This is a genomic window from Actinomadura madurae, from assembly GCF_900115095.1.
In the GTDB taxonomy this organism is placed as follows: Bacteria; Actinomycetota; Actinomycetes; order Streptosporangiales; family Streptosporangiaceae; genus Spirillospora; species Spirillospora madurae.
This window is the reverse complement of the sequence record NZ_FOVH01000001.1, coordinates 738,169-756,896: the sequence shown is the minus strand read 5'-3', so window position 1 is coordinate 756,896 and position 18,728 is coordinate 738,169. Positions and strand designations below refer to the sequence as shown.

The 18,728-nt window shown below is 73.8% G+C and carries 16 protein-coding genes; 6 read left to right on the top strand and 10 right to left on the bottom strand.

The genetic code is table 11. The annotated features are described in order from the left end of the window. Positions 1-6: 6 nt before the first annotated feature. Positions 7-600 carry a phospholipase D-like domain-containing protein gene (locus BM339_RS50575; protein WP_218163554.1) on the bottom strand — a complete coding sequence of 198 codons (594 nt, stop codon included), beginning with the start codon at positions 598-600 and terminating at the stop codon, positions 7-9. Positions 601-758: 158 nt separating this feature from the next. Here BM339_RS50575 and BM339_RS03590 point away from each other — a divergent pair, with 158 nt between their 5' ends. Together BM339_RS03590 and BM339_RS03585 are read left to right on the top strand one after the other, a co-directional pair. Further along, on the top strand, positions 759-1,118 hold the full coding sequence (locus BM339_RS03590) for a hypothetical protein (RefSeq protein ID WP_083597221.1): 360 nt from the start codon (positions 759-761) through the stop codon (positions 1,116-1,118). 100 nt (positions 1,119-1,218) lie between these two features. After that, entirely contained in the window at positions 1,219-2,286 is a 1,068-nt protein-coding gene (locus BM339_RS03585) for a hypothetical protein (protein WP_143118267.1), read from the top strand. Here BM339_RS03585 and BM339_RS03580 read toward each other — a convergent pair. Next, positions 2,283-3,149 (bottom strand): sigma-70 family RNA polymerase sigma factor, encoded by an 867-nt coding sequence (locus BM339_RS03580; RefSeq protein WP_075019869.1) that lies wholly within the window; start codon positions 3,147-3,149, stop codon positions 2,283-2,285. The genes BM339_RS03585 and BM339_RS03580 overlap by 4 nt on opposite strands. 82 nt (positions 3,150-3,231) lie before the next feature. Between BM339_RS03580 and BM339_RS03575 the strand changes: the two genes are divergently transcribed. Both BM339_RS03575 and BM339_RS03570 read left to right on the top strand, forming a co-directional pair. Beyond that, on the top strand, positions 3,232-4,218 hold the full coding sequence (locus BM339_RS03575) for an ATP-binding cassette domain-containing protein (protein WP_075019868.1): 987 nt from the start codon (positions 3,232-3,234) through the stop codon (positions 4,216-4,218). Positions 4,219-4,243: 25 nt separating this feature from the next. Next, positions 4,244-5,074, top strand: coding sequence for an ABC transporter permease (locus tag BM339_RS03570; RefSeq protein ID WP_075019867.1), 831 nt, complete (start codon positions 4,244-4,246; stop codon positions 5,072-5,074). Here BM339_RS03570 and BM339_RS03565 read toward each other — a convergent pair. After that, positions 5,059-6,900 (bottom strand): hydantoinase B/oxoprolinase family protein, encoded by a 1,842-nt coding sequence (locus tag BM339_RS03565; RefSeq protein WP_021595120.1) that lies wholly within the window; start codon positions 6,898-6,900, stop codon positions 5,059-5,061. The two genes, BM339_RS03570 and BM339_RS03565, sit on opposite strands and share 16 nt — an antisense overlap. After that, a complete protein-coding gene (locus BM339_RS03560; RefSeq protein ID WP_024935583.1) occupies positions 6,897-8,936 on the bottom strand; it encodes a hydantoinase/oxoprolinase family protein in 2,040 nt (679 codons plus the stop codon). Before BM339_RS03560 ends, BM339_RS03565 begins: the two co-directional genes overlap by 4 nt. A gap of 142 nt (positions 8,937-9,078) precedes the next feature. Here BM339_RS03560 and BM339_RS03555 point away from each other — a divergent pair, with 142 nt between their 5' ends. Beyond that, complete coding sequence (locus tag BM339_RS03555; RefSeq protein WP_021600461.1) at positions 9,079-9,453, top strand: FKBP-type peptidyl-prolyl cis-trans isomerase; 375 nt, start codon at positions 9,079-9,081, stop codon at positions 9,451-9,453. Positions 9,454-9,463: 10 nt separating this feature from the next. Here BM339_RS03555 and BM339_RS03550 read toward each other — a convergent pair whose 3' ends face one another. Next, positions 9,464-10,114 carry an SRPBCC family protein gene (locus BM339_RS03550; RefSeq protein WP_024935584.1) on the bottom strand — a complete coding sequence of 217 codons (651 nt, stop codon included), beginning with the start codon at positions 10,112-10,114 and terminating at the stop codon, positions 9,464-9,466. A gap of 232 nt (positions 10,115-10,346) precedes the next feature. Here BM339_RS03550 and BM339_RS03545 point away from each other — a divergent pair, with 232 nt between their 5' ends. Then, positions 10,347-11,204 carry a polysaccharide deacetylase family protein gene (locus BM339_RS03545; RefSeq protein ID WP_075019866.1) on the top strand — a complete coding sequence of 286 codons (858 nt, stop codon included), beginning with the start codon at positions 10,347-10,349 and terminating at the stop codon, positions 11,202-11,204. Positions 11,205-11,420: 216 nt separating this feature from the next. Here BM339_RS03545 and cutA read toward each other — a convergent pair whose 3' ends face one another. The 5 genes from cutA to BM339_RS03520 form a co-directional block, all read right to left on the bottom strand. Next, the gene (gene cutA / locus BM339_RS03540) at positions 11,421-13,835 is read right to left on the bottom strand and encodes an aerobic carbon-monoxide dehydrogenase large subunit (RefSeq protein WP_075019865.1); all 2,415 of its coding nucleotides are present in this window, start codon (positions 13,833-13,835) and stop codon (positions 11,421-11,423) included. Further along, the gene (locus BM339_RS03535) at positions 13,835-14,365 is read right to left on the bottom strand and encodes a (2Fe-2S)-binding protein (RefSeq protein ID WP_075019864.1); all 531 of its coding nucleotides are present in this window, start codon (positions 14,363-14,365) and stop codon (positions 13,835-13,837) included. Before BM339_RS03535 ends, cutA begins: the two co-directional genes overlap by 1 nt. Further along, on the bottom strand, positions 14,365-15,228 hold the full coding sequence (locus BM339_RS03530; protein ID WP_021598897.1) for an FAD binding domain-containing protein: 864 nt from the start codon (positions 15,226-15,228) through the stop codon (positions 14,365-14,367). Before BM339_RS03530 ends, BM339_RS03535 begins: the two co-directional genes overlap by 1 nt. Next, positions 15,225-16,652, bottom strand: coding sequence for a uracil-xanthine permease family protein (locus BM339_RS03525; RefSeq protein ID WP_075019863.1), 1,428 nt, complete (start codon positions 16,650-16,652; stop codon positions 15,225-15,227). Before BM339_RS03525 ends, BM339_RS03530 begins: the two co-directional genes overlap by 4 nt. Positions 16,653-16,813: 161 nt before the next feature. Further along, positions 16,814-18,577: a PucR family transcriptional regulator gene (locus BM339_RS03520; RefSeq protein ID WP_075019862.1), complete on the bottom strand. Its 1,764-nt coding sequence runs from the start codon at positions 18,575-18,577 to the stop codon at positions 16,814-16,816. Positions 18,578-18,728: the final 151 nt, after the last annotated feature.

Below are 18,728 nucleotides of genomic sequence, written 5' to 3'. Positions count from 1 at the left end.
CTCGGCCTAGTTCTGGGCGAACGCCGCCGCGATGCCGTCCACCGCGGGCCCTTGGACCCGGAAGTGGCTGTCGCGCCACTCGTGCTCGTCGCGGGCGTCGCCGCACCACTCCTCGGCGATGCCGACTCCGCCCGTGAAGGCCACCTGCTCGTCCACGACGAGCACTTTGCGGTGACAGCGGTGGTTCTGCTTGAACGGCGAGAGGTAAGCCGGTTTGCGGAACCAGCCGACCGTGACGCCCGCGCGGTCCATCTGGTCCAGCAGGTCCTTCTCGATCTGCCAGCTGCCGATGCCGTCGAGGAGCAACCGGACGCGGACCCCGGCGCGGGCGCGGTCCGACAGCGCGTCGGCGAACCGGCGGGCGATGTCCCCGCGCCAGTACACGTAGGTCATCATGTCGACCGTGTGCCGCGCTCCGGCGATGGCGCCCAGCATCTCCGGGAAGATCTCGTCCCCGTTGCGCAGGGGCGTGACGGCGTTCCCCTCCGTGGCCGCCACGCCGATGAGGCGCTCCAGGGACCGGCGGATCCGGTGGGCCCGGTGAGCGGACGGTTCGACGGCCTCCTCGCTGGAACCCGTCTGTTCCTGCGGCACGGTCATCTGCTGTCTGCTCCTCACGACCGGACACACGCGAGCGCTCGTCGCTCCGGCGCAGGTTCGTCCCCCCTTTTGCGAACTTCATGCCGTTCCACAAGACCGGCTTTGCCCTCCCGGGCGTCGTGAACGGTGGTCCCGCGTGCCGGTAGCGTGGCCGAGCGATGATGATCGACGTCGACCGCACCAGTGTCGCCATGGGCGACGACGCCCTCCCCCACGCGGAGACGATCGACCTCCCCGGGGAGACGCCCCTGGCCGAGGTCGTCGCCTACCTCCTGGAACGGAACTTCCTCGCCACGATCGCGAGTGGGAAGGCCACGTGGATCCTCATGGCCGACCGTCCCCTGGCGGTCGTGGCGCAGCAGTGGGACGAACCCCGCTTCCTGGTCGACGCGTCCCGCCCGATCAGCTCGTTCGCGGCAGAGGGGCGCGGTGTCTCGCTGTTGTTCCGCTACTGGAAGCAGCACGACCCCGACCACGTCTACGAGGAACTCGCCGCCGGCCGCCTGCCCGAGCGCTGACCTCCAGGCGGCGCACGCTCCGTGAGGTGGCGATTGCGGTCCGGGCGCGCTCCTGATAGCAAGATCGCGTCCTATCTCCGGGCGCGGCAGGGAGAGGCGCATGCGGGCACGGCGATCGATGCGGGGGCGGGCCGCGGAGGCGGGGATCGGGGCCGTCCGGCGGGTGCACCGGCAGCGGCGGGGCTGGCCGAACGCGGTCCAGATCGCGCCCGGAGCGCCGCTGGTCGCCGTGGCGGTGGGCCTGGTCTTCGTCTTCGACTGGCGGGCGGCCTTCCTGGTGCCCGTCCTGGCGTGGGCGGGCATCGCCTGCTGGGTGCTTCTGGGGCCCCTGCCGGAGCCGGGCGGGCCGCGGCGGAGCTTCGCGGTGTGCGACGGCGGGATCCTCGTCGCGTCACAGGCGACGGCCGTCGCCATCCCATGGGACGCGTTGGCCCGGCCGGTCCTGGACGCGAAGGGGGCGGTGCTCCGGCTCGTGTGGACCAAGGGCGACGAGGAGCGCCACATTCGCGTCGGACCGGTGAGCGCGCCCCGGGACCTCGGGCGGGCGGTCAGGAAGCAGGGCCCGGTGCGCCCACGGGCGGCGCCGCGGTTGGCGGTCGCCGCGACCGGAGCGGCCGTCCTCGCGCTGGTGGGATGGATCGCGCAGCCCTGGCTCGTCCGGACCGTCCTCGGTGAGCGCCCCGAGCACCTCAAGGATCTCGCCCGCCTGTGCTCCCGCCAGGACCGCCCCTACGAGCGGGCGGCCGCCTACAGCGGGTCGGGCTCGCACCCGCTGGTGTTCTTCCGTGAAGACCCGGCCCGCCCCGCGCTCGTCACGGCAGGCGGCGGCAGGGCACGGCCGGCGCCGGACGAGGTGCAGCTGGTGGCGTGCGGCAGCCCGGCGGGACGGGTGTCGGGCACGCCTATCCAGGTCTGCCGCTATGAGGGCGGTTTTCGCCTCGGCACCTACCAGGGACGCCACAGTCTCGACGTCTTCGAGGCGCGCACCGGCCGGAGGGTCGGCCGGCAGGTATTGACCGGTACGGACAGCGTGGGCGCATGCCCCGGCTTCCAGCTCGTCTGGGGCAGCCGCGAGCAGTATCCCCTGAGCGAAGTCGACACCTCCCCCACGCAGGCCCAGTACGATGCGGCGCTGCGCGCGTACGCGACCGGCCCGCGGCGTTCCTAACCGCGGAGGAACTCCACATCGAGCCGCCCGAGGCGCTCGGGGTCTGCGATGACGTCGATCGCGGTGATCCGGCCGTCCGCGACGGTGAAGGAGAAGACCGTCCGGAGCCGTCCGCCGGGGGCCCAGGCTGCACCCGCGACCCCGTCGACCAGGGCCGGACGGGCGGCCTGGGCATGCCCGGAGAGCCGCCGGGCGATGCCGGCCGCGCCGCTGATCCCGGCAGCGCCCAGCCGCGCGGCCGTCCGGTCGGGCCGCAGGACGGCGTCGGGGTGCAGGAGGGCGAGCAGCGCGGCGAAGTCGCCGTCGCGGGACGCGGCCAGGAACGCCTCGACGACGTGCCGCTTGCGGCCCGGGTCGGCGGCCGGGGCGGCGCCGGCGCCCTGGACCCGGCGGCGGGCGCGGCTCGCGAGCATCTTCGTCGCGGCTGGCGTCCGGTCGAGGAGGGGGGCGATCTCGCGGTACGGCACGGCGAACATGTCGTGCAGGACGAGCGCCAGCCGCTCGGCGGGAGCCAGCGTGTCGAGCACGACCAGCAGCGCGGCGCCGAGCGAGTCGGCGAGCAGCGCCTCGTGCTCGGGTCCGGCCGCCGGAGCCTCGGCCGCCTCCGCGGGACGCGCGTCCAGCGGCTCCTCCCGCCGCGCGGTCCGCGAGCGCAGCATGTCGAGGCAGATCCGGCCGACGACCGTCGTCAGCCACCCGCCGAGGTTCGCCACACCGGCGGCCTCCGACCGGTGGAGCCGCAGCCACGCCTCCTGGACGGCGTCGTCGGCCTCCCCGGCCGAGCCCAGCATCCGGTAGGCCACCGCCCGCAGGTGGGGGCGGTGCTCCTCGAAACGCTCGGCCAGCCACTCGTGCTCGCTCATCGTTACCTTCCCCGGCGGCCCTCCGTCATCAGGGTGACGGACCGGAACCCGCCGGCGTAACACCGGCAGCGAGGAGACGCAGATGGCGGAACCGATCATCCAGGCCGAGGGCCTGGTCAAGCGTTTCGGCGAGGTCGAGGCACTGGCGGGGCTCGACCTCGTGGCGCGCGGCGGGCAGGTCACCGCCGTCCTCGGCCCCAACGGGGCCGGGAAGACCACCTTCGTCCGCTCGGTCGCCACGCTCGTCCGGCCGGAGGCGGGACGGCTGCGGGTGGCCGGGATCGACGTCGCCCGTCACCCCGAGCGGGTGCGACGGATCATCGGCCTGGCGGGGCAGTACGCCGCGGTCGAGCCGACGATGACCGGCCGCGAGAACCTGCGCATGGTGGCGCGCCTCTACGGCGGGTCGCGGCGGCAGGCGGCGGCGAGCGCGCGGGAGGTGCTGGCACGGCTCGGTCTGGAGGACGTGGCCGACCGCCAGGTCAAGACGTACTCCGGCGGCCTGCGGCGGCGGCTCGACCTCGGGGCGACCCTGGTCGGCGCGCCCCGGCTGCTGCTGCTCGACGAGCCGACGACCGGCCTCGACCCGCGCGGCCGCGGCCGGCTGTGGGACGCCATCCGCGACCTGGTGGCCCGGGGCACCGACGTGCTCCTCACCACGCAGTACCTCGACGAGGCCGACCAGCTCGCCCACCAGGTCGCGATCATCGACCACGGGACGGTCATCGCGCACGGCCGGCCGGCCGAGCTCAAGGCCCGCGCCGGGCGGGACGTGATCGAGGTCCGCGCGCATCGCGCCGCGGACCTGCCGGAGCTGGCGCGGGCGCTGGCGCCGGTCGGCGCCGGGAAGCCGCGCGTCGACGCCGGCACGGACCGGGTGAGCGTGCCGGTGACGGGCGGTGCGCGGGCGCTGACGGCCGCCGTCCGGGCCCTCGGCGACCTCGGCCTGGAGGTCGACGACATCGGCCTGCGCCGGCCGACGCTCGACGAGGTGTTCCTCACCCTGACCGGATCGCCGCCGCGTCCCGGCGGCGGCCGGACCGACCGCGCGCATGCCGGCCGGGCCTGACCGGACGAGCCGAAGGAGGCAGAACATGACCGTCGACAGTGCCGTCACCGCTAAGGCCGGGACACGGCCCGCCGCACCGGGCGCGGGCGCGGCCGTCACCACGGGGCAGGTCGCCGCGCGGACGATCCGCAAGTACATGCGCTCGCCCCAGTTGCTGATGGCCACCATGGTGGGAAGCGCCGTCTTCCTCCTGCTCTTCCGCTACATCTTCGGCGGGGCGATCCGGCTCGGGACGGTCCCGTACGTCGACTTCCTCATCCCCGGCATGGTCGCGACCAGCATGCTCATCACGGGTACGGGCGCCGCGGTCGGCGTCGCCGAGGACGCCGACCAGGGCCTGGTCGACCGGTTGCGGTCCCTGCCCGTCCCCCGGATCGCGCTGCTCACCGGCCGGGTTCTCGGCGACCTCGCGATCGTGGCGTGGGCGACCGCCGTCACCGTGGCCCTGGGGTTCGCGGTCGGGTTCCGGCTGCACGGCGGCGCCGGGGAGGCGCTGCTCGCGTTCGCGCTGTGCGTGGTGTGCGGCTTCGCCTTCCTCTGGATGTACATGTGCCTGGGACTGGTCTCCCCGAACGCCCAGGCCGCCCAGAGCACGTCGATGTTCGTCTATCCGGTGATCTTCGTGTCGAGCGCCTACGTGCCGGTCGGCACGCTGCCGGGCTGGATGCGGCCGGTGGCCGAGCACCAGCCCGTCACCGCGATCGCGAACGCGGTGCGCTCGCTCGCCCTGGGCGACCCGGCCATGGCGGGCCTCGACCACACCGCGGGCTACTGGGTCCTGGTGTCGCTCGCCTGGTCGGCCGGGATCGCGGCCGTGTTCGCACCGCTGGCGGTGGCCCTCTACCGGCGCTCGTGACGGCCGCCGGCCTCCCCGAGGGTGTCGACGTCGGCTGCGGTGAGACCGCCGGACAGCTCGGGGTAGCCGGGGCCCCGGTCGAAGAACGGGACGGCGCCGCGCTCGGCGCGCAGGCGTGCGCGCAGGGTCGCGGTCGCCTCGCCGTCCACCGCCCCGCCGGCCAGGACGACGCCGTAGTCGTCGCGGGCGCCGTCCGGGGACACCTTGCCGTCGCGGACGTCGGCGGCGACGCGGGACGGGTCGCGGTTCAGCGGGTCGCCCCATCCGCCGCCCCCGGTCGTGCGGATGCGGATGGTCTGCCCGGCCTTGACCGGGTGGTCGTCCACGAGGCCGTCCATCTCCTCGCCGTCGATCTCCACCCGGAAGGGACGTCCCGCGCGCCCCCCGTTGACGCCCCAGCACGAGAGGATCGAGCGGTCGGCGATCGACATGTAGCGGGCGTCGCGGAGCATCCGGATGTGCTTGTCGTATCCGAGGCCGCCGCGGTGCTCCCCCGGCCCGCCGGAGTCGGCGGCCAGGCCGAGGCGCTCGACGACGAACGGCCAGCGGGCCTCGGCGAACTCGGCCGGGATGTTGCGGGAGTCGGGCACGACGTGGATGGTGTCCTCGCCGTCGGCGTAGTAGCGGCCGCCGGAGCCGCCGCCGAGGACCTCGCGCATCAGGTACGGGCCGCGGTCGTCCTCGCCGTAGACGCCGGTGTAGCGGATCGTCTCCTGGTCTGCGGGCATCCGGCCGTTCGTGGCCTTGGCCAGGACGCCCGCGAGGACGCCGAGCAGGCGCAGGATGACGAACGTGCGGGCGTTGGTCGGGGCGGGGAAGACGGGGGTGAGCAGCGTGCCCTTCTCCGGGAAGCGCATCTCGATGAGCGGCACCACGCCCTCGTTGACGTCGAGCTCGGCGGCCCGCTCGGGGGTGTCGGCCAGGTTCCGCAGGACGGGCGCCAGCCACTTCTTCAGGAACACCCCGCCGGCGTAGTCGCCCGCGTGGTTGATGGGCCCCTTGGCCTGCGGGGACGTCCCGGTGAAGTCGATGACCAGGGGGACGGCCGCCGCCTTGTCGACGGTCAGCGTGATCCGCTGGGCGTGCAGGCGGGGCGGGTCCACGCCGTCGTGCTCGGCGTAGTCCTCCCACACGAACGTCCCGTCCGGGATCTTGGCGAGCAGCTCGCGGCGGAACGTCTCGGTGGTCCGGTCGATGATCGCGTCGAAGCACGCCTCGACGTCCGCGCGGCCGTAGCGGGCGAACAGCTCGCCGAGGCGGCGGGCGCCCATCAGGCAGGCCGAGCACTCGGCGTCGAGGTCGCCGGCGAGCGAGTCGGGCATCCGCGAGTTGCGGGTCATGATGGTCAGCGCCGCCTCGTTCGGGACGCCCCGGTCCCACAGCCTGATCGGCGGGACCATCAGCCCCTCCTCGAACGCGCTGCGGGCGTGGCTCGGCATCGACCCGGGCACGGCGCCGCCGATGTCGTCGTGGTGGCCGAACGCCTGGACGAACGCGACCACCTCGCCGTCGTGGAACACCGGCACCGTCACGCACAGGTCCGGCAGGTGCCCGATGCCGCCCTCCGACAGGTACACGTCGTTGTGGAAGAACACGTCGCCGGGACGCATCTCCTCCAGCGGGAAGTCGCGGGCGACCGGCTGGACGAGCGCCGAGTACGAGCGCCCGGTCAGCTTGCGGAGCCGCCGGTCGTGGATGCCGGCGCGGAAGTCGTGCGCGTCCCGGATCATCGGGGACCGGGCGGTGCGCGCGATGGCCGTCTCGACCTCGCGCTCCACCGACGCGAGCGTCCCCTCCACGATCTCCAGCAGGATCGGGTCGATCATCGCGTCACCACCAGGTTTCCGTAGCCGTCGAGGACGGCGGTGAAGCCGGGATGCAGGGGGAGGGTGGAGCCGAACTCCTCGACGACGGCCGGTCCCTCGATCGTGTCGCCGGGGGCGAGCTTCTCGCGCCGGTAGACCGCCGTCTCCTCCCAGGCGTCGAAGAAGACGTCCCGCGTGCCGGTGCGGGCCCGCGACGGATCGCCGTCCCCGGGCGGACGCTCCGCGAGGCGTGGCCGGTCGATCGGGCCGATGCCCGAGACGCGCAGGTTGACCCATTCGACCGGATGGCGCGGGTCGTCCCGGTAGCAGTAGCCGTAGAGGGCCTCGTGGGCGTCGTGGAACCGGCGGACCACCTCGGCGCGGAACGCCTCGTCCGGCGCTCCGGCCGGGGCGGCGACCCGCACCTCGAACGCCTGCCCGTAGTACCGCAGGTCGGCCGAGCGGGCGAAGCGGCGCCGGTCCGCGGGGAACCCCTCTCGGGCGAGGGCTTCCGCGGCCTCGTTCTCAAGGTCGGCGTAGACCTCGGCGAGAAGCGCTGGGGCCAGTTCGGCGTCGCGGACGACCCGCGTGCGCACGTAGTCGTTCTTCACGTCCACCGTGAGCAGCCCGTACGCCGACAGGTTGCCGGGGTTCTCCGGGACGACGGCGGCGGGCAGCCCGAGGACGTCGAGCAGCCGGCACGCCAGCAGCGGCCCCGAGCCGCCGAACGCGACGAGCGGGTAGTCGCGGACGTCCAGGCCCCGCTTGACCGTGATCTGCCGGATGGCGTTGGCCTGGTTCCACGCCGAGATCTCCAGGATCCCAGCGGCGGCCCGCTCCACCGGCAGGCCGAGGTCCCCGGCGAGGGCGCCGAGCCCCGCGCGGGCGGCGTCCACGTCCAGCGGCACCTCGCCGCCGAGCAGGTGCGGCGGGATGCGGCCGAGGACGGCGTGCGCGTCGGTCACCGTGGCCTCGGTGCCGCCGCGCCCGTAGCAGAGCGGCCCCGGGTCGGCGCCCGCGCTGCGCGGCCCGACCTTCAGCGCGCCCTCCGGCGACCGCCACGCGACCGACCCGCCGCCCGCCCCGACCGTCACGATGTCGATCATCGGGATCTTGACGGGGTGCCGGCCGATCGAGCCCTCGGTGGTGAGCGTCGGCTCCCCGTCCAGGACGACGGCGACGTCGGTGGACGTCCCGCCGCCGTCCAGCGTCACGACGGAGCCGTGGCCGGTGTGCGAGACGACGAACGCCGCGCCGAGCGCCCCGGCGGCCGGGCCGGACAGCACGGTCGTGATCGGCTGCCGTGCGACCTCCTCCGCCGACAGCACGCCGCCGTTGCTCTTCATCACCAGCGGCCGGGACGCGACGCGCTCGGCGATCCGCGCGAGGTAGCCGTTCATGGCGGGCTTCACGGCGGCATCCACGAGCGTCGTCACCGACCGCTCGTACTCGCGGTACTCGCGCAGCACCTCGCACGACAGCGACACCACCGCGTCCGGGTGCTCGCGGGCCAGCACGTCCCGCATGGCCAGCTCGTGGGACGGGTCGGCGTAGGAGTGCAGGAAGCACACCCCGATCGCGAGGATCCCCGCGTCGCGGAACCAGCGGGCCGCCGCGACCGCCGACGCCTCGTCGAACGGGCGGATCTCGGCGCCGGTGTGGTCCAGGCGCCCGCCGACCCCCCGGACCCGGTGCACCGGGACGATCCGCGGCGGCTTCACCCAGAAGTAGCTGTTGCCGTAGCCGTCCGGGACGCTCTGCCGCGCGATCTCCAGCACGGACTCGAAGCCCTCGGTGGTGACGAACCCGAGGTCGTCGATCCGGTCCTCCAGGAGCCGGTTCGTCGCGACCGTCGTGCCGTGGGACAGCGCGGCGACGTCCCCGGGGGCCGCGCCGAGCAGCCCGAGGACCTTCGCGACCCCGTCCGCGAACCCCTCCGCGGGGTCGGCGGGCGTCGAGGGGGTCTTGGTGGTGGTCAGGCCCCCGCCCTCGTCCAGGGCGACGACGTCGGTGAACGTCCCGCCCGTGTCGATCCCGATCCGCAGCCGCCTCGCCATGATGAAGGGTCTACCGGACGCCGCCCACCTGCGAAACCGTCGCAATCTGCCAACGGACGCGGTGTTCTTTCGTGAGGCCGCGTTGGGGCTAGGCTGAGCACCTTCCTTTCCATGCATCCGATCAGACCGCTGGAGCCTCTTCATGGCGCTTGAACGCCCCGAGATCGACTTCCCCGAGGGTCAGCCGCCCACGTACCTCGACATCACCGACATCGCGGTGGGCGACGGCCCGGAGGCCGCCAAGGGCTCGAACGTGTCGATGCACTACGTCGGCGTTTCGTGGTCCACCGGTGAGGAGTTCGACGCGTCCTGGAACCGCGGCTCCACCCTGGACTTCGAGCTCGGCGCCGGCCGCGTCATCAAGGGCTGGGACATGGGCATCGCCGGCATGAAGGTCGGCGGGCGCCGCAAGCTCGTCATCCCGCCGCACCTGGCCTACGGCGACCGCAGCCCGAGTCCGGCGATCAAGCCCGGCGAGACGCTGATCTTCGTCGTCGACCTGGTGGGGGTGAGCTGACCCGCGGGGCTCATCTCCCCCGGCGGCCCAGCAGGTAGCCGACGGCGACGCCGGCGAGGGCGACGGCCCCGCCGGAGACGAACGCGGCGGCCATCGGCCAGGCCGCGCCGGCCGTCCGGTCCGGGACGGCCGGGGCGCGTCCCGGGTACACCGGGCCGGCCTGCGCCGGCTCCGGCGGCGCAGCCGGCGGGGCGTCCGGCGGGGCGGGCGACACGACCGGCGCCGGAGCGGTGAGGTCGCGTTCGACGGCGGCGAAGAACTCGCCCGCGGTGCGCCTGGCGACGCTGCCGAGCATCCGCTGCCCGACGCCGCCGACCATCCCGCCGACGACCGCGTCCGCGTCGTAGTCGATGCGCGTCCCGCCGTCGCCGTTGGAGAGCCGGACGCGGACGGTGGCGTCCACCGTGCCCGGCGCCCCCTGGCCGCGGGCGCGCAGCACGAACGAGCGCGGCGGGTCGGGCTCGGCGAGCTCGACCCGCCCCACGTACGTGCCCTTGATCGAGGCGACGCCCGCGGTGACCGTCATACGGTAGGTGTCGGGCGCCGTCTCCTCCAGGGAGCTGCATCCGGGGATCGTCCTCGCCAGGACGGCCGGATCCTGGAGCGCGTCCCAGACGCGGTCGAGCGGAGCGGCGACGCTGGCACTGCCGGTGAGCTGCATGAATCGACTGTAGAGAACGCCGCCGCGGCACCGAACGGCAACATCTGCCGAGTACACGCCGAGGATTGGGCAGATGCGCCCCGGAGCGGCCTGGAAATGGTCAGATATGTCCGGCAGGTTCCGGCGGGGCGCGAACCCGGGAGGCGGCGCGCGCGTCAACCGTTGCAGCGCCCGGAACGACCGCTCAGGGCAAGACGAGCAGCTTAGCCGAGAGAAGAGGAGCACGCGGCAGATGCGAGGGAAGACGCCCGTGATCGCCATGGTCGCCGCCGGAGTGTTCGGCGTGGCCGCGGGCGGCTGGCCCGTCGTGACCGCCCCGTTCGGCGGCGACTCCGGGCCGTCCATGCGCACGCAGCTCGCCGCCGTGCTCGGCGACCAGCGGTGGCAGACGCCGAAACCCGGTTCCTGGACGATGCCGGCGCCCGCCGCGAACGGCCTGCCCCCGGTCATCAACCGCATCGAGACGCAGGACCGCGTCGTCTTCCTGACGATCGACGACGGCTACACCTACGACTCGGAGTTCGTGAACCTCGTCCGCAAGGAGAAGGTGCCCATCCTGACGTTCCTGACCTCCACCTACATCAAGGGGCAGGGGCAGTATTTCTGGGCCATGCGCAACGCCGGCTCGCAGATGGAGAACCACACCGTCAGCCACCCGAACATGGCGACGCTCAGCGCCGAGGCGCAGAAGAAGCAGATCTGCGACTCCTCCGACGAGATCCAGAAGCAGTACGGGCGGCGTCCGCAGATCTTCCGCCCGCCGTTCGGCAGCTTCAACCAGACCACGCTCCAGGTCGCCAAGGAATGCGGCATCAAGTCGGTGCTGCTGTGGTCGGCGGAGTTCTACAACGGCACCACCGGCCCCGGCGTCGGCCGCGACGGCTTCGCCCGCGGCGACGGCGGCAAGGGGTTCAGGCCCGGCGACATCATCCTGATGCACTACCGCAAGGGCCTCGCCCACCAGTTCCAGATGATCCTCGGCTGGATCAGGCAGGCCGGGTTCCGGCCCGCGGCGGTCGAGAACTACCTGCCGAAGTCGCTCGGCGGCAACGTGCCCGACAAGCCCGCGTCGGACAAGCCCGGCCCCTGAGAGCCACCCGTGAGCGCCACGCGCGAACCCCGCCCGATAAGCGACCTTCCCGGACGAATCGCGGTTAGGCCGAGGGCCCGCGGCGGCCTTCACTAGGGTCAACACGCTGGCGGGGCCGAGGTCCCCCGCTACCCGAGCCGGCCCCGCCAGCACCGGCTCTCCCGGCATCGGCTCCGTCGGCATCGGCTCTGCCGGCATCCGTCCGGGCCGCCGCGGTCAGCCGGCCCGCACGCCCTCCCGGACGCGCAGGGACGGGTCGCTCGCGGCCCGTTCCCTGAGCGTGTAGAGGGCGTCCGGGGAGAGCGGCATCGCGTCCACGCGGACGCCCTCCGCGTCCTCGACCGCCGACGCGATCACGGCCGACACCGGGATGACCCCCGCCTCCCCCGCGCCCTTGATGCCGAGCGGGTTCAGCGGCGACGGCGTCTCCAGATGGTCGGTCTCGATGCGCGGGATCTCCGTCGCGTACGGCATCAGGAAGTCCATGAAGGACGCGTTCAGCAGCTGCCCCGACTCGTCGTAGGCCATCCGCTCGTACAGCGCGCCGCCGATGCCCTGCGCCACGCCGCCGTGGATCTGCCCCTCCACCACCATCGGGTTGATGAGCCGCCCGCAGTCGTGCACGACCGCGTACCGCAGGACCGCGATCTCCGCGGTGTCCGGGTCGACCTCCACGATCGCGGCGTGCGCGCCGGCCGCGAAGGTCGACCGCACCGGCGAGTAGTAGTCGCGTCCCTCCAGGCCGGGCTCGTCCCCCTCCGCGACCGGCGGCTCGGTGACCGGGCGGCCCACCGCGAACTGCGTCGCCGCCGCGGCCTCCTCGTCGAACGCGTACCGCAGCGGGTTCGACAGCACCGCGACCGTCCGCAGCGGGACGGCCGCCGACGGGTCGCCGCGGACGTGCACGACACCGTCGGTGATGTCCAGGTCGTCCGGGTCGGCCTCCAGGGCCTCGCCCGCGATGCGCAGCGCCTTGGCGCGCACCTTCCGGGCGGCCAGCGCGATCGCGTTGCCGCTCATCACGGCGGCGCGGGACGCGAACGTCCCGACCGCGTACCCGAACCGGCGCGTGTCGCCCGTCGTCACCCGCACGTCCTCGATCGGGACGCCGAGCTCCGCCGCGGCGATCTGCGCGAACACCGTCTCGTGCCCCTGGCCCTGCGAGGTCAGCCCGGTCGACACGTGCACCCGCCCGGCGGTGTCGACCTCGACGTGGCCGCCCTCGTACGGCCCGACGCCCGTCCCCTCCACGTAGACGCCGAGGCCGATGCCGAGCCGGCGGCCCCGGGCCGCGGCGGCGGCGCGCTCGGCCGCGAAGCCGTCCCAGCCGATCAGGTCTCGCGCCTTGCGGAGCAGCTCGGGGTAGTCGCCCGAGTCGTAGATCAGCGGGCGGCCGTCCTGGAACGTCAGGCCCTGGTCGTAGGGGAACTCCTCGGGCCGGATGAAGTTCGCTGCGCGCACGTCCGCGCGGTCGAGGCCGAGGTGGCGGGCGATGCGGTCCATCGTCCGCTCCATGCAGAACACGCCCTGCGGGCGGCCCGCGCCCCGGTACGGGGTGACGATCAGGGTGTTGGTGTAGAGGCTGACGACCTCCGCCCGGTACGCGCCGATCTTGTACGGGCCGAGGAGCTGGGTGGACGTGACGATCGGGATGATGATCCCGTACGGGGTGTAGGCGCCGTGGTCGTGCAGGATCCGCACGTCCAGGCCGAGGACGCGGCCCTCGTCGTCGAACCCGACCCGCACCCGCTGCAGCTGGCCGCGCTCGTGCGCGGCCGACACGAAGTGCTCGCGGCGGTCCTCGGTCCACTTCAGCTCGCGGTCCAGCAGCCGCGCCGCCCAGGGGACGAGCACCTCCTCCGGCCACGGGTGCACGATCTTCACGCCGAACCCGCCGCCGACGTCCGGCGCGATCACCTCGACCTTGCCGTTCGGCAGCCCGAGCCGCGCGGCGATCGCCGCCCGCACGCTCGTGGACGCCTGCGTGGAGGAGTACACGCGCAGCGACCCGTCGTCGGCGTCCCACCGCGCGTAGACGCCGCGCCCCTCCAGCGGCATGGACGCGCTGCGCTCGATCGCCAGGCCGAACTCCAGCACGTGCGGCGCGGCATCGATCGCGGCGCCGGCGTCGCCGGTCTCCTGGACGAGGACGGCCCCCACATTGCCGGGCACGTCGCCGTGGACGAGATGCTCCGCCCGCTCGGCCGCCTCGATGCCGACGACGGCGGGCAGCGGCTCGTACTCCACGCGGACGCGCTCGGCGGCGTCCTCGGCCAGGTACCGGTCGCGGGCGACGACCATCGCGACGGGCTCGCCGACGTGCCGGACGACGTCGCGGGCCAGCGGATACCCGGTGCGGCCGTGGGTCAGCGACGGATGCGGGATGAGCAGCGGCAGCGGCTCCCCGACCCGCCCGGGCAGGTCCTCCCAGGTGTAGATGGCGACGAGGCCGTCGACGTCCAGCGCCTCCGACACGTCGATGTCGGCGATCCGGGCGTGCGCGTGCGGCGACCGCACGAAGGCCGCGGCCAGGGCGTCCTGCCCGAGGTCGTCCAGGTACCGGCCGCGGCCGGTGAGGAGCCTGCCGTCCTCGCGGCGCCTGACCGGTTCGCCGAACACGCGGGTGCCCATCACGACTCCTCAGCAGTCTCCCGGCGAGGGGGCGCCCCCTCGCCTCCCCCGGACTCGTCGAGCAGGTCGGCGGCGCGGTGCACCGACTTGACGATGTTCTGGTAACCGGTGCAGCGGCACAGGTTCCCCGAGATCCCCTCAAGGACCTGGTCGTCGGTCGGACGCGGGGTCTCCCGCAGCAGCGCCGTGACCGTGCAGAGGAACCCGGGCGTGCAGAAGCCGCACTGCAGGCCGTGGCATTCGCGGAAGGCCCGCTGCACCGGCGACGGCGTCCCGTCCGGGGCCGCGAGCCCCTCCACGGTGGTGACCTCGTGGCCGGACGCGGTGACGGCGAACATCAGGCACGACCGCACCGGCTCCCCGTCGAGCAGGACGGTGCAGCAGCCGCAGACTCCGTGCTCGCAGCCGACGTGCGTGCCGGTGAGCCCGAGGTCGTGCCGGAGCAGGTCCGACAGCAGCCGCCGCGCCGGGACCCGTGCGGCGCGGTGCGTCCCGTTGACGGTCAGCGCGACCTCGAAGCCCTCCTCCATCAGTCCCCCGCCTTCCGCAGCGCCTCGGCGGCCGCCGCGCTCAGGGCGCGCTCGGTGAGCACGCCGGTCAGGTGCCGCCGGTACGCGGCGCCCGCGTGGATGTCGGGCTCCGGGTCGATCCGCTCCCGGACGTGGGCGGCGGCGGCCGCCCAGTCGCCGCCCGGCCCCGCGGCGCCGGCCAGGTCGAGCACGAGCGGCGTCGCGGCGATGCCGAGGTAGCCGGCGCGGGCCTCGCGGACCCGCAGGTCCTCGTCCAGGCCGACGACGGCGGCGACGCCGGACAGCGCGTAGTCGCCGTGCCGCCGGGCCGTCTCGGCGAACGCGGTGCCGGTGCGGGGCGGCGCGGCCGGGAAGAACGCGGCCACGGCCAGCTCGCCCGGTTCGAGCGCCGACTCCAGCGGGCCGCGGAAGAACGCGGCGGCCGGGATCGTGCGGCGCCCCCGCGCCGACACGGCCTCGACCGTCCCGCCGAGGACGGCGAGCACGGCGGGCAGCTCGGCGGCCGGGTCGGCGTGCGCGAGGCTGCCGACGACCGTCCCCCGGTTCCGGATCACCGGGTGCGCGACGTGCCGGAGCGCCTGCCCGAGGAGCGGCTGGACGGCGGCGGCCTCCGCGGAGCGCTCCACCCGGGCGTGCCGGGCGAGCGCGCCGACCCGCACGCCGCCGTCCCCGACGTGGACGGTGTCGAGGTCGGCGACGCGGTTGATGTCGACCAGGTCGGACGGCGCCGCGAGCCGCATGTTGAGCAGCGGGATGAGGCTCTGGCCGCCCGCGAGGACCTTGCCGCCCGGCGCGGCGGCCAGCGCGTCCAGCGCCTCGGCGAGGGTGGCGGGCGCGTGGTAGCCGAACGGGGGCGGCTTCACCGGGTCGGGCCGCCGATCTCCGTCTCCGACGGCGCGATGATGCCGCCGCCCGAGTCGTCCGGTCCGCGCAGCGCGTTCAGGACGTGGTAGCCGAGCAGGACGGCGATGGTGCCGAGCGCGATGCCCTGCAGCGGGAAGTCGTCGGTGATCTGCAGTGTCACGTTCCCGATCGCCAGGATGACCGCCGCCGCCACCGGGACGAGGTTGACCGGGTCGCCGAAGTCGACGCGGTTCTCGACCCAGATCTTCGCGCCGAGCAGGCCGATCATGCCGTAGAGGACGACGGTGATGCCGCCGAGCACGCCGCCCGGGGTCACGGCGACGAGCGCGCCGAACTTCGGGCACAGCCCGAACAGGACCGCCACGAGCGCGGCGAAGTAGTAGGCGGCCGTCGAGTAGATCCGGGTCGCGGCCATGACGCCGATGTTCTCGGCGTAGGTGGTGGTGGGCGAGCCGCCGACGGAGGTGGCGAGGGCGGTGCCGACGCCGTCCGCGGCGATGGCCCGGCCGAGGACGGGGTCCAGGTCGTCGCGCGTCATCGCCGCGACGGCCTTGACGTGCCCGGTGTTCTCGGCGATCAGCGCGATGACGGCGGGCAGCGCCAGCAGGACCGCCGAGGTCTTGAAGTCGGGCGAGTGCAGGCTCGGGAAGCCGAACCAGTCGGCGGCCTTCACGCTGGTGAAGTCGACCCGGTCGTGCGGGAACGCGGTGGCGACGCAGTACGGGCCCTCGGCGGTGCACGCCCTGCCCGTCCCGTCCAGCAGGTTCTGCCCCGGCAGCACCGAGGTGATCTTGCCGGAGGTCTGGTCGAGGACCCAGGAGAGCGCGAAGCCGAACACCAGCGCCAGCAGGATCGTGATGCGCGCCCAGAAGCCGCGCAGCAGCACCGCGCACAGCACCGCGAAGCCCAGCGTCGCCAGCGCGACCCACTGGTCCTGCGGCCAGTAGACCGTGGCGACCACCGGGGCCAGGTTGAATCCGATCAGCATCACCACGGCGCCGGTCACGACCGGCGGGAACACCCGGTGGATGAGGTCCCCGCCCACGAAGTGGATCAGGACGCCGACCGCGGCGAGGACCAGGCCGGAGACGAGGATCGCCCCGGTCACGGTCGCGCTGTCGCCGCCCGCCGCGCGGATCGCCGCGACCGCGCCGACGAACGAGGCGCTCGTGCCGAGGTAGCTCGGCACCCGGCCGCCCACGATCAGCAGGAACAGGATCGTCGCGACCCCGGACATCATGATCGCGAGGTTCGGGTCCAGGCCCATCACGACGGGGAACACGAACGTCGCCCCGAACATCGCCACCACGTGCTGGGCGCCGATGCCCGCGGTGCGCGGCCACGACAGCCGCTCGTCCGGCCTCACGACCTCCCCGGGCGGCGGCGTGCGTCCGTCGCCGTGCAGCTTCCAGCCGGTCACCATCGGGGTCCTCCTGCTCGGCCGACCGCGTTCATGCGGGCAAGGTAGATCTACCCCGATGGGCGGGCATCGGCGACATCTGCCAAAGCCCGGGCCCAGGATTGGGAGGACGGGCCGGTGCGCCGGCGCGTCATCCGGATATCACCCCGGCGATGAGACTACTCTCAGATACCGCGCATGCGCAGCACGTGCAGGGCGAGGGTGAGGTTGAGCCGGAGATGCGCGTCCTCGGTGAACGCCCCGAGCATCCGCTCCAGCTTCCCGATGCGGTACCGCAGCGTGTTGTAGTGGAAGTGGAGCCGGCGTGCGGTCTCGGCGACGTTGAGGTTGGTCTCCAGCAGCACCTGCAGCGTGCGGCGCAGGTCGACCAGCTCGGGCTCGTCGTCGGTGGCCAGGTCGCCGAGCGTCTCCCGGACGAACGCGTGCAGCTCGTCCGGGTCGGAGACGAGGCTCAGCAGCCGGTACACGCCGAGCTGGTCGAAGTGCGCCCGCGCGCCCGCGCCGTTCAGCTGGCGCCCGACCCGGACGGCCTTCACCGCCTGCTCGTACGCCTCCGGCAGGTCGGCCGGGGACGTCACCGTCCGGCTGATGCCGGTGGAGAACGTCCGACGCACCGGCAGGTGCTCGGCGAAGATCGACGACGCCTCCTTGACCATCGCCTGGACCGGTCCCGTGGTCAGCTCGGCGGGGTCGTCCCCGTCGGCGCCGACGACCGCGACGACCTCGTGCGCGAAGCTCGCGACGGCCGCGCCGCGGTCGTGCCGGCGGACGGCCGTCGTCCACGCGGCGGCGAGCCGCTCCTGCGCGGTCCGCTCCTCGACGCCGCGGACGCCGCGCGCGCCGCCGTCCGGCTCGGCCGCCTTGCCGCGCGCCTTCCCGTCGGGCTCGGGGGCGGCGGCGCCGCGCGGCCGGCCGTCGAGCTCGGCGACGACGACCATCACCGGGCGGTCCAGGTCCCAGCCGAACCCGCCGCAGTGCGCGATGACCCGGTCGTCCTCGCCGGCGCGGCCCGCGAGGACGTCGCGCAGGAAGTCGGCGCGGTACTTGCTCTCCACCGCGGCGACGGCCTGCTGCTTGGTCACCACGAGCGCCGCGACGGTCGCGGCGCGCTCCAGGATGCCGAGGTCGGTGCCGCGCAGCGTGCCGCCGGGGCTGAACGCGACGATGCGGCCGTGGTCGAATCCGCCCGCCATGACCGGCACGACCAGGTGGTCGCCGGTGCCGTGCGCGCCGATGATGCCGCAGCCGCCGCGCCCGCACGCCGCGTGCCGGCCGGCGTCGAACGCGCGCATCGCCTGGACGTGCTCCTCCGGCCCGGCGCCGGCGAGCACCCGCTGCTCGCCGTCCAGCACCACGACCGCCACGTCCAGCAGGGACGCGACCTCGTCCACGACCTCCTGGAGGCCGCCGCCGCACAGCACGATCTGCACGAGCGCCCGGTGCACCTCCTCGGTGCGGGCGAGGACGGCCGCCTGCCGGTTCAGGATGTCGGTGAGGACCTGGTTCAGGATGTCGTCGAAGCCGACGTCGTTGGGGAGCAGGATCAGCGGGAAGCCGCGGCGGTCGGCCTGCGCGATCATCTCGGCGGGGAGCGAGTCCAGGTAGCGGCCCAGTTTGATGGCCAGGGCCGCGAGGCCGCGCTCGTCCAGGTCGGCGACCAGGTTGTCGAGCGACTGGGGGGTGTTGCGGAGGGGGTAGCCGGTGGTGAGGAGCAGCTCGTTCGGTTTGACCCACGACAGGATGTCGGGGACCTCCATCACGTTGAGCCGCTGGACGACGCGTTCGAGGCCGGACCGTCCGGCGATGAGGCGGGCGCCGTTCAGGGTGCTGACGCCGAGGACCTCGCCGACCGACAGGCCATAGGTCAGGGTTCCGGTACTCGCGAGCCGGAGGGCCGGTGGGCCCGGGTCCGCGCTGGTGTAACTCATGCCAGGGGTCACCTCGCCTTTTGGAGCGTACATCGCCCGTTACGGCGAGATCGCTACCTGTTCCTGATCAACACTGACAACAAAGACGAACGATGACAACCATCCTTGGCAGCTTTATCCATACGTCCCATGCGAGGGCCGTTCTACCGTC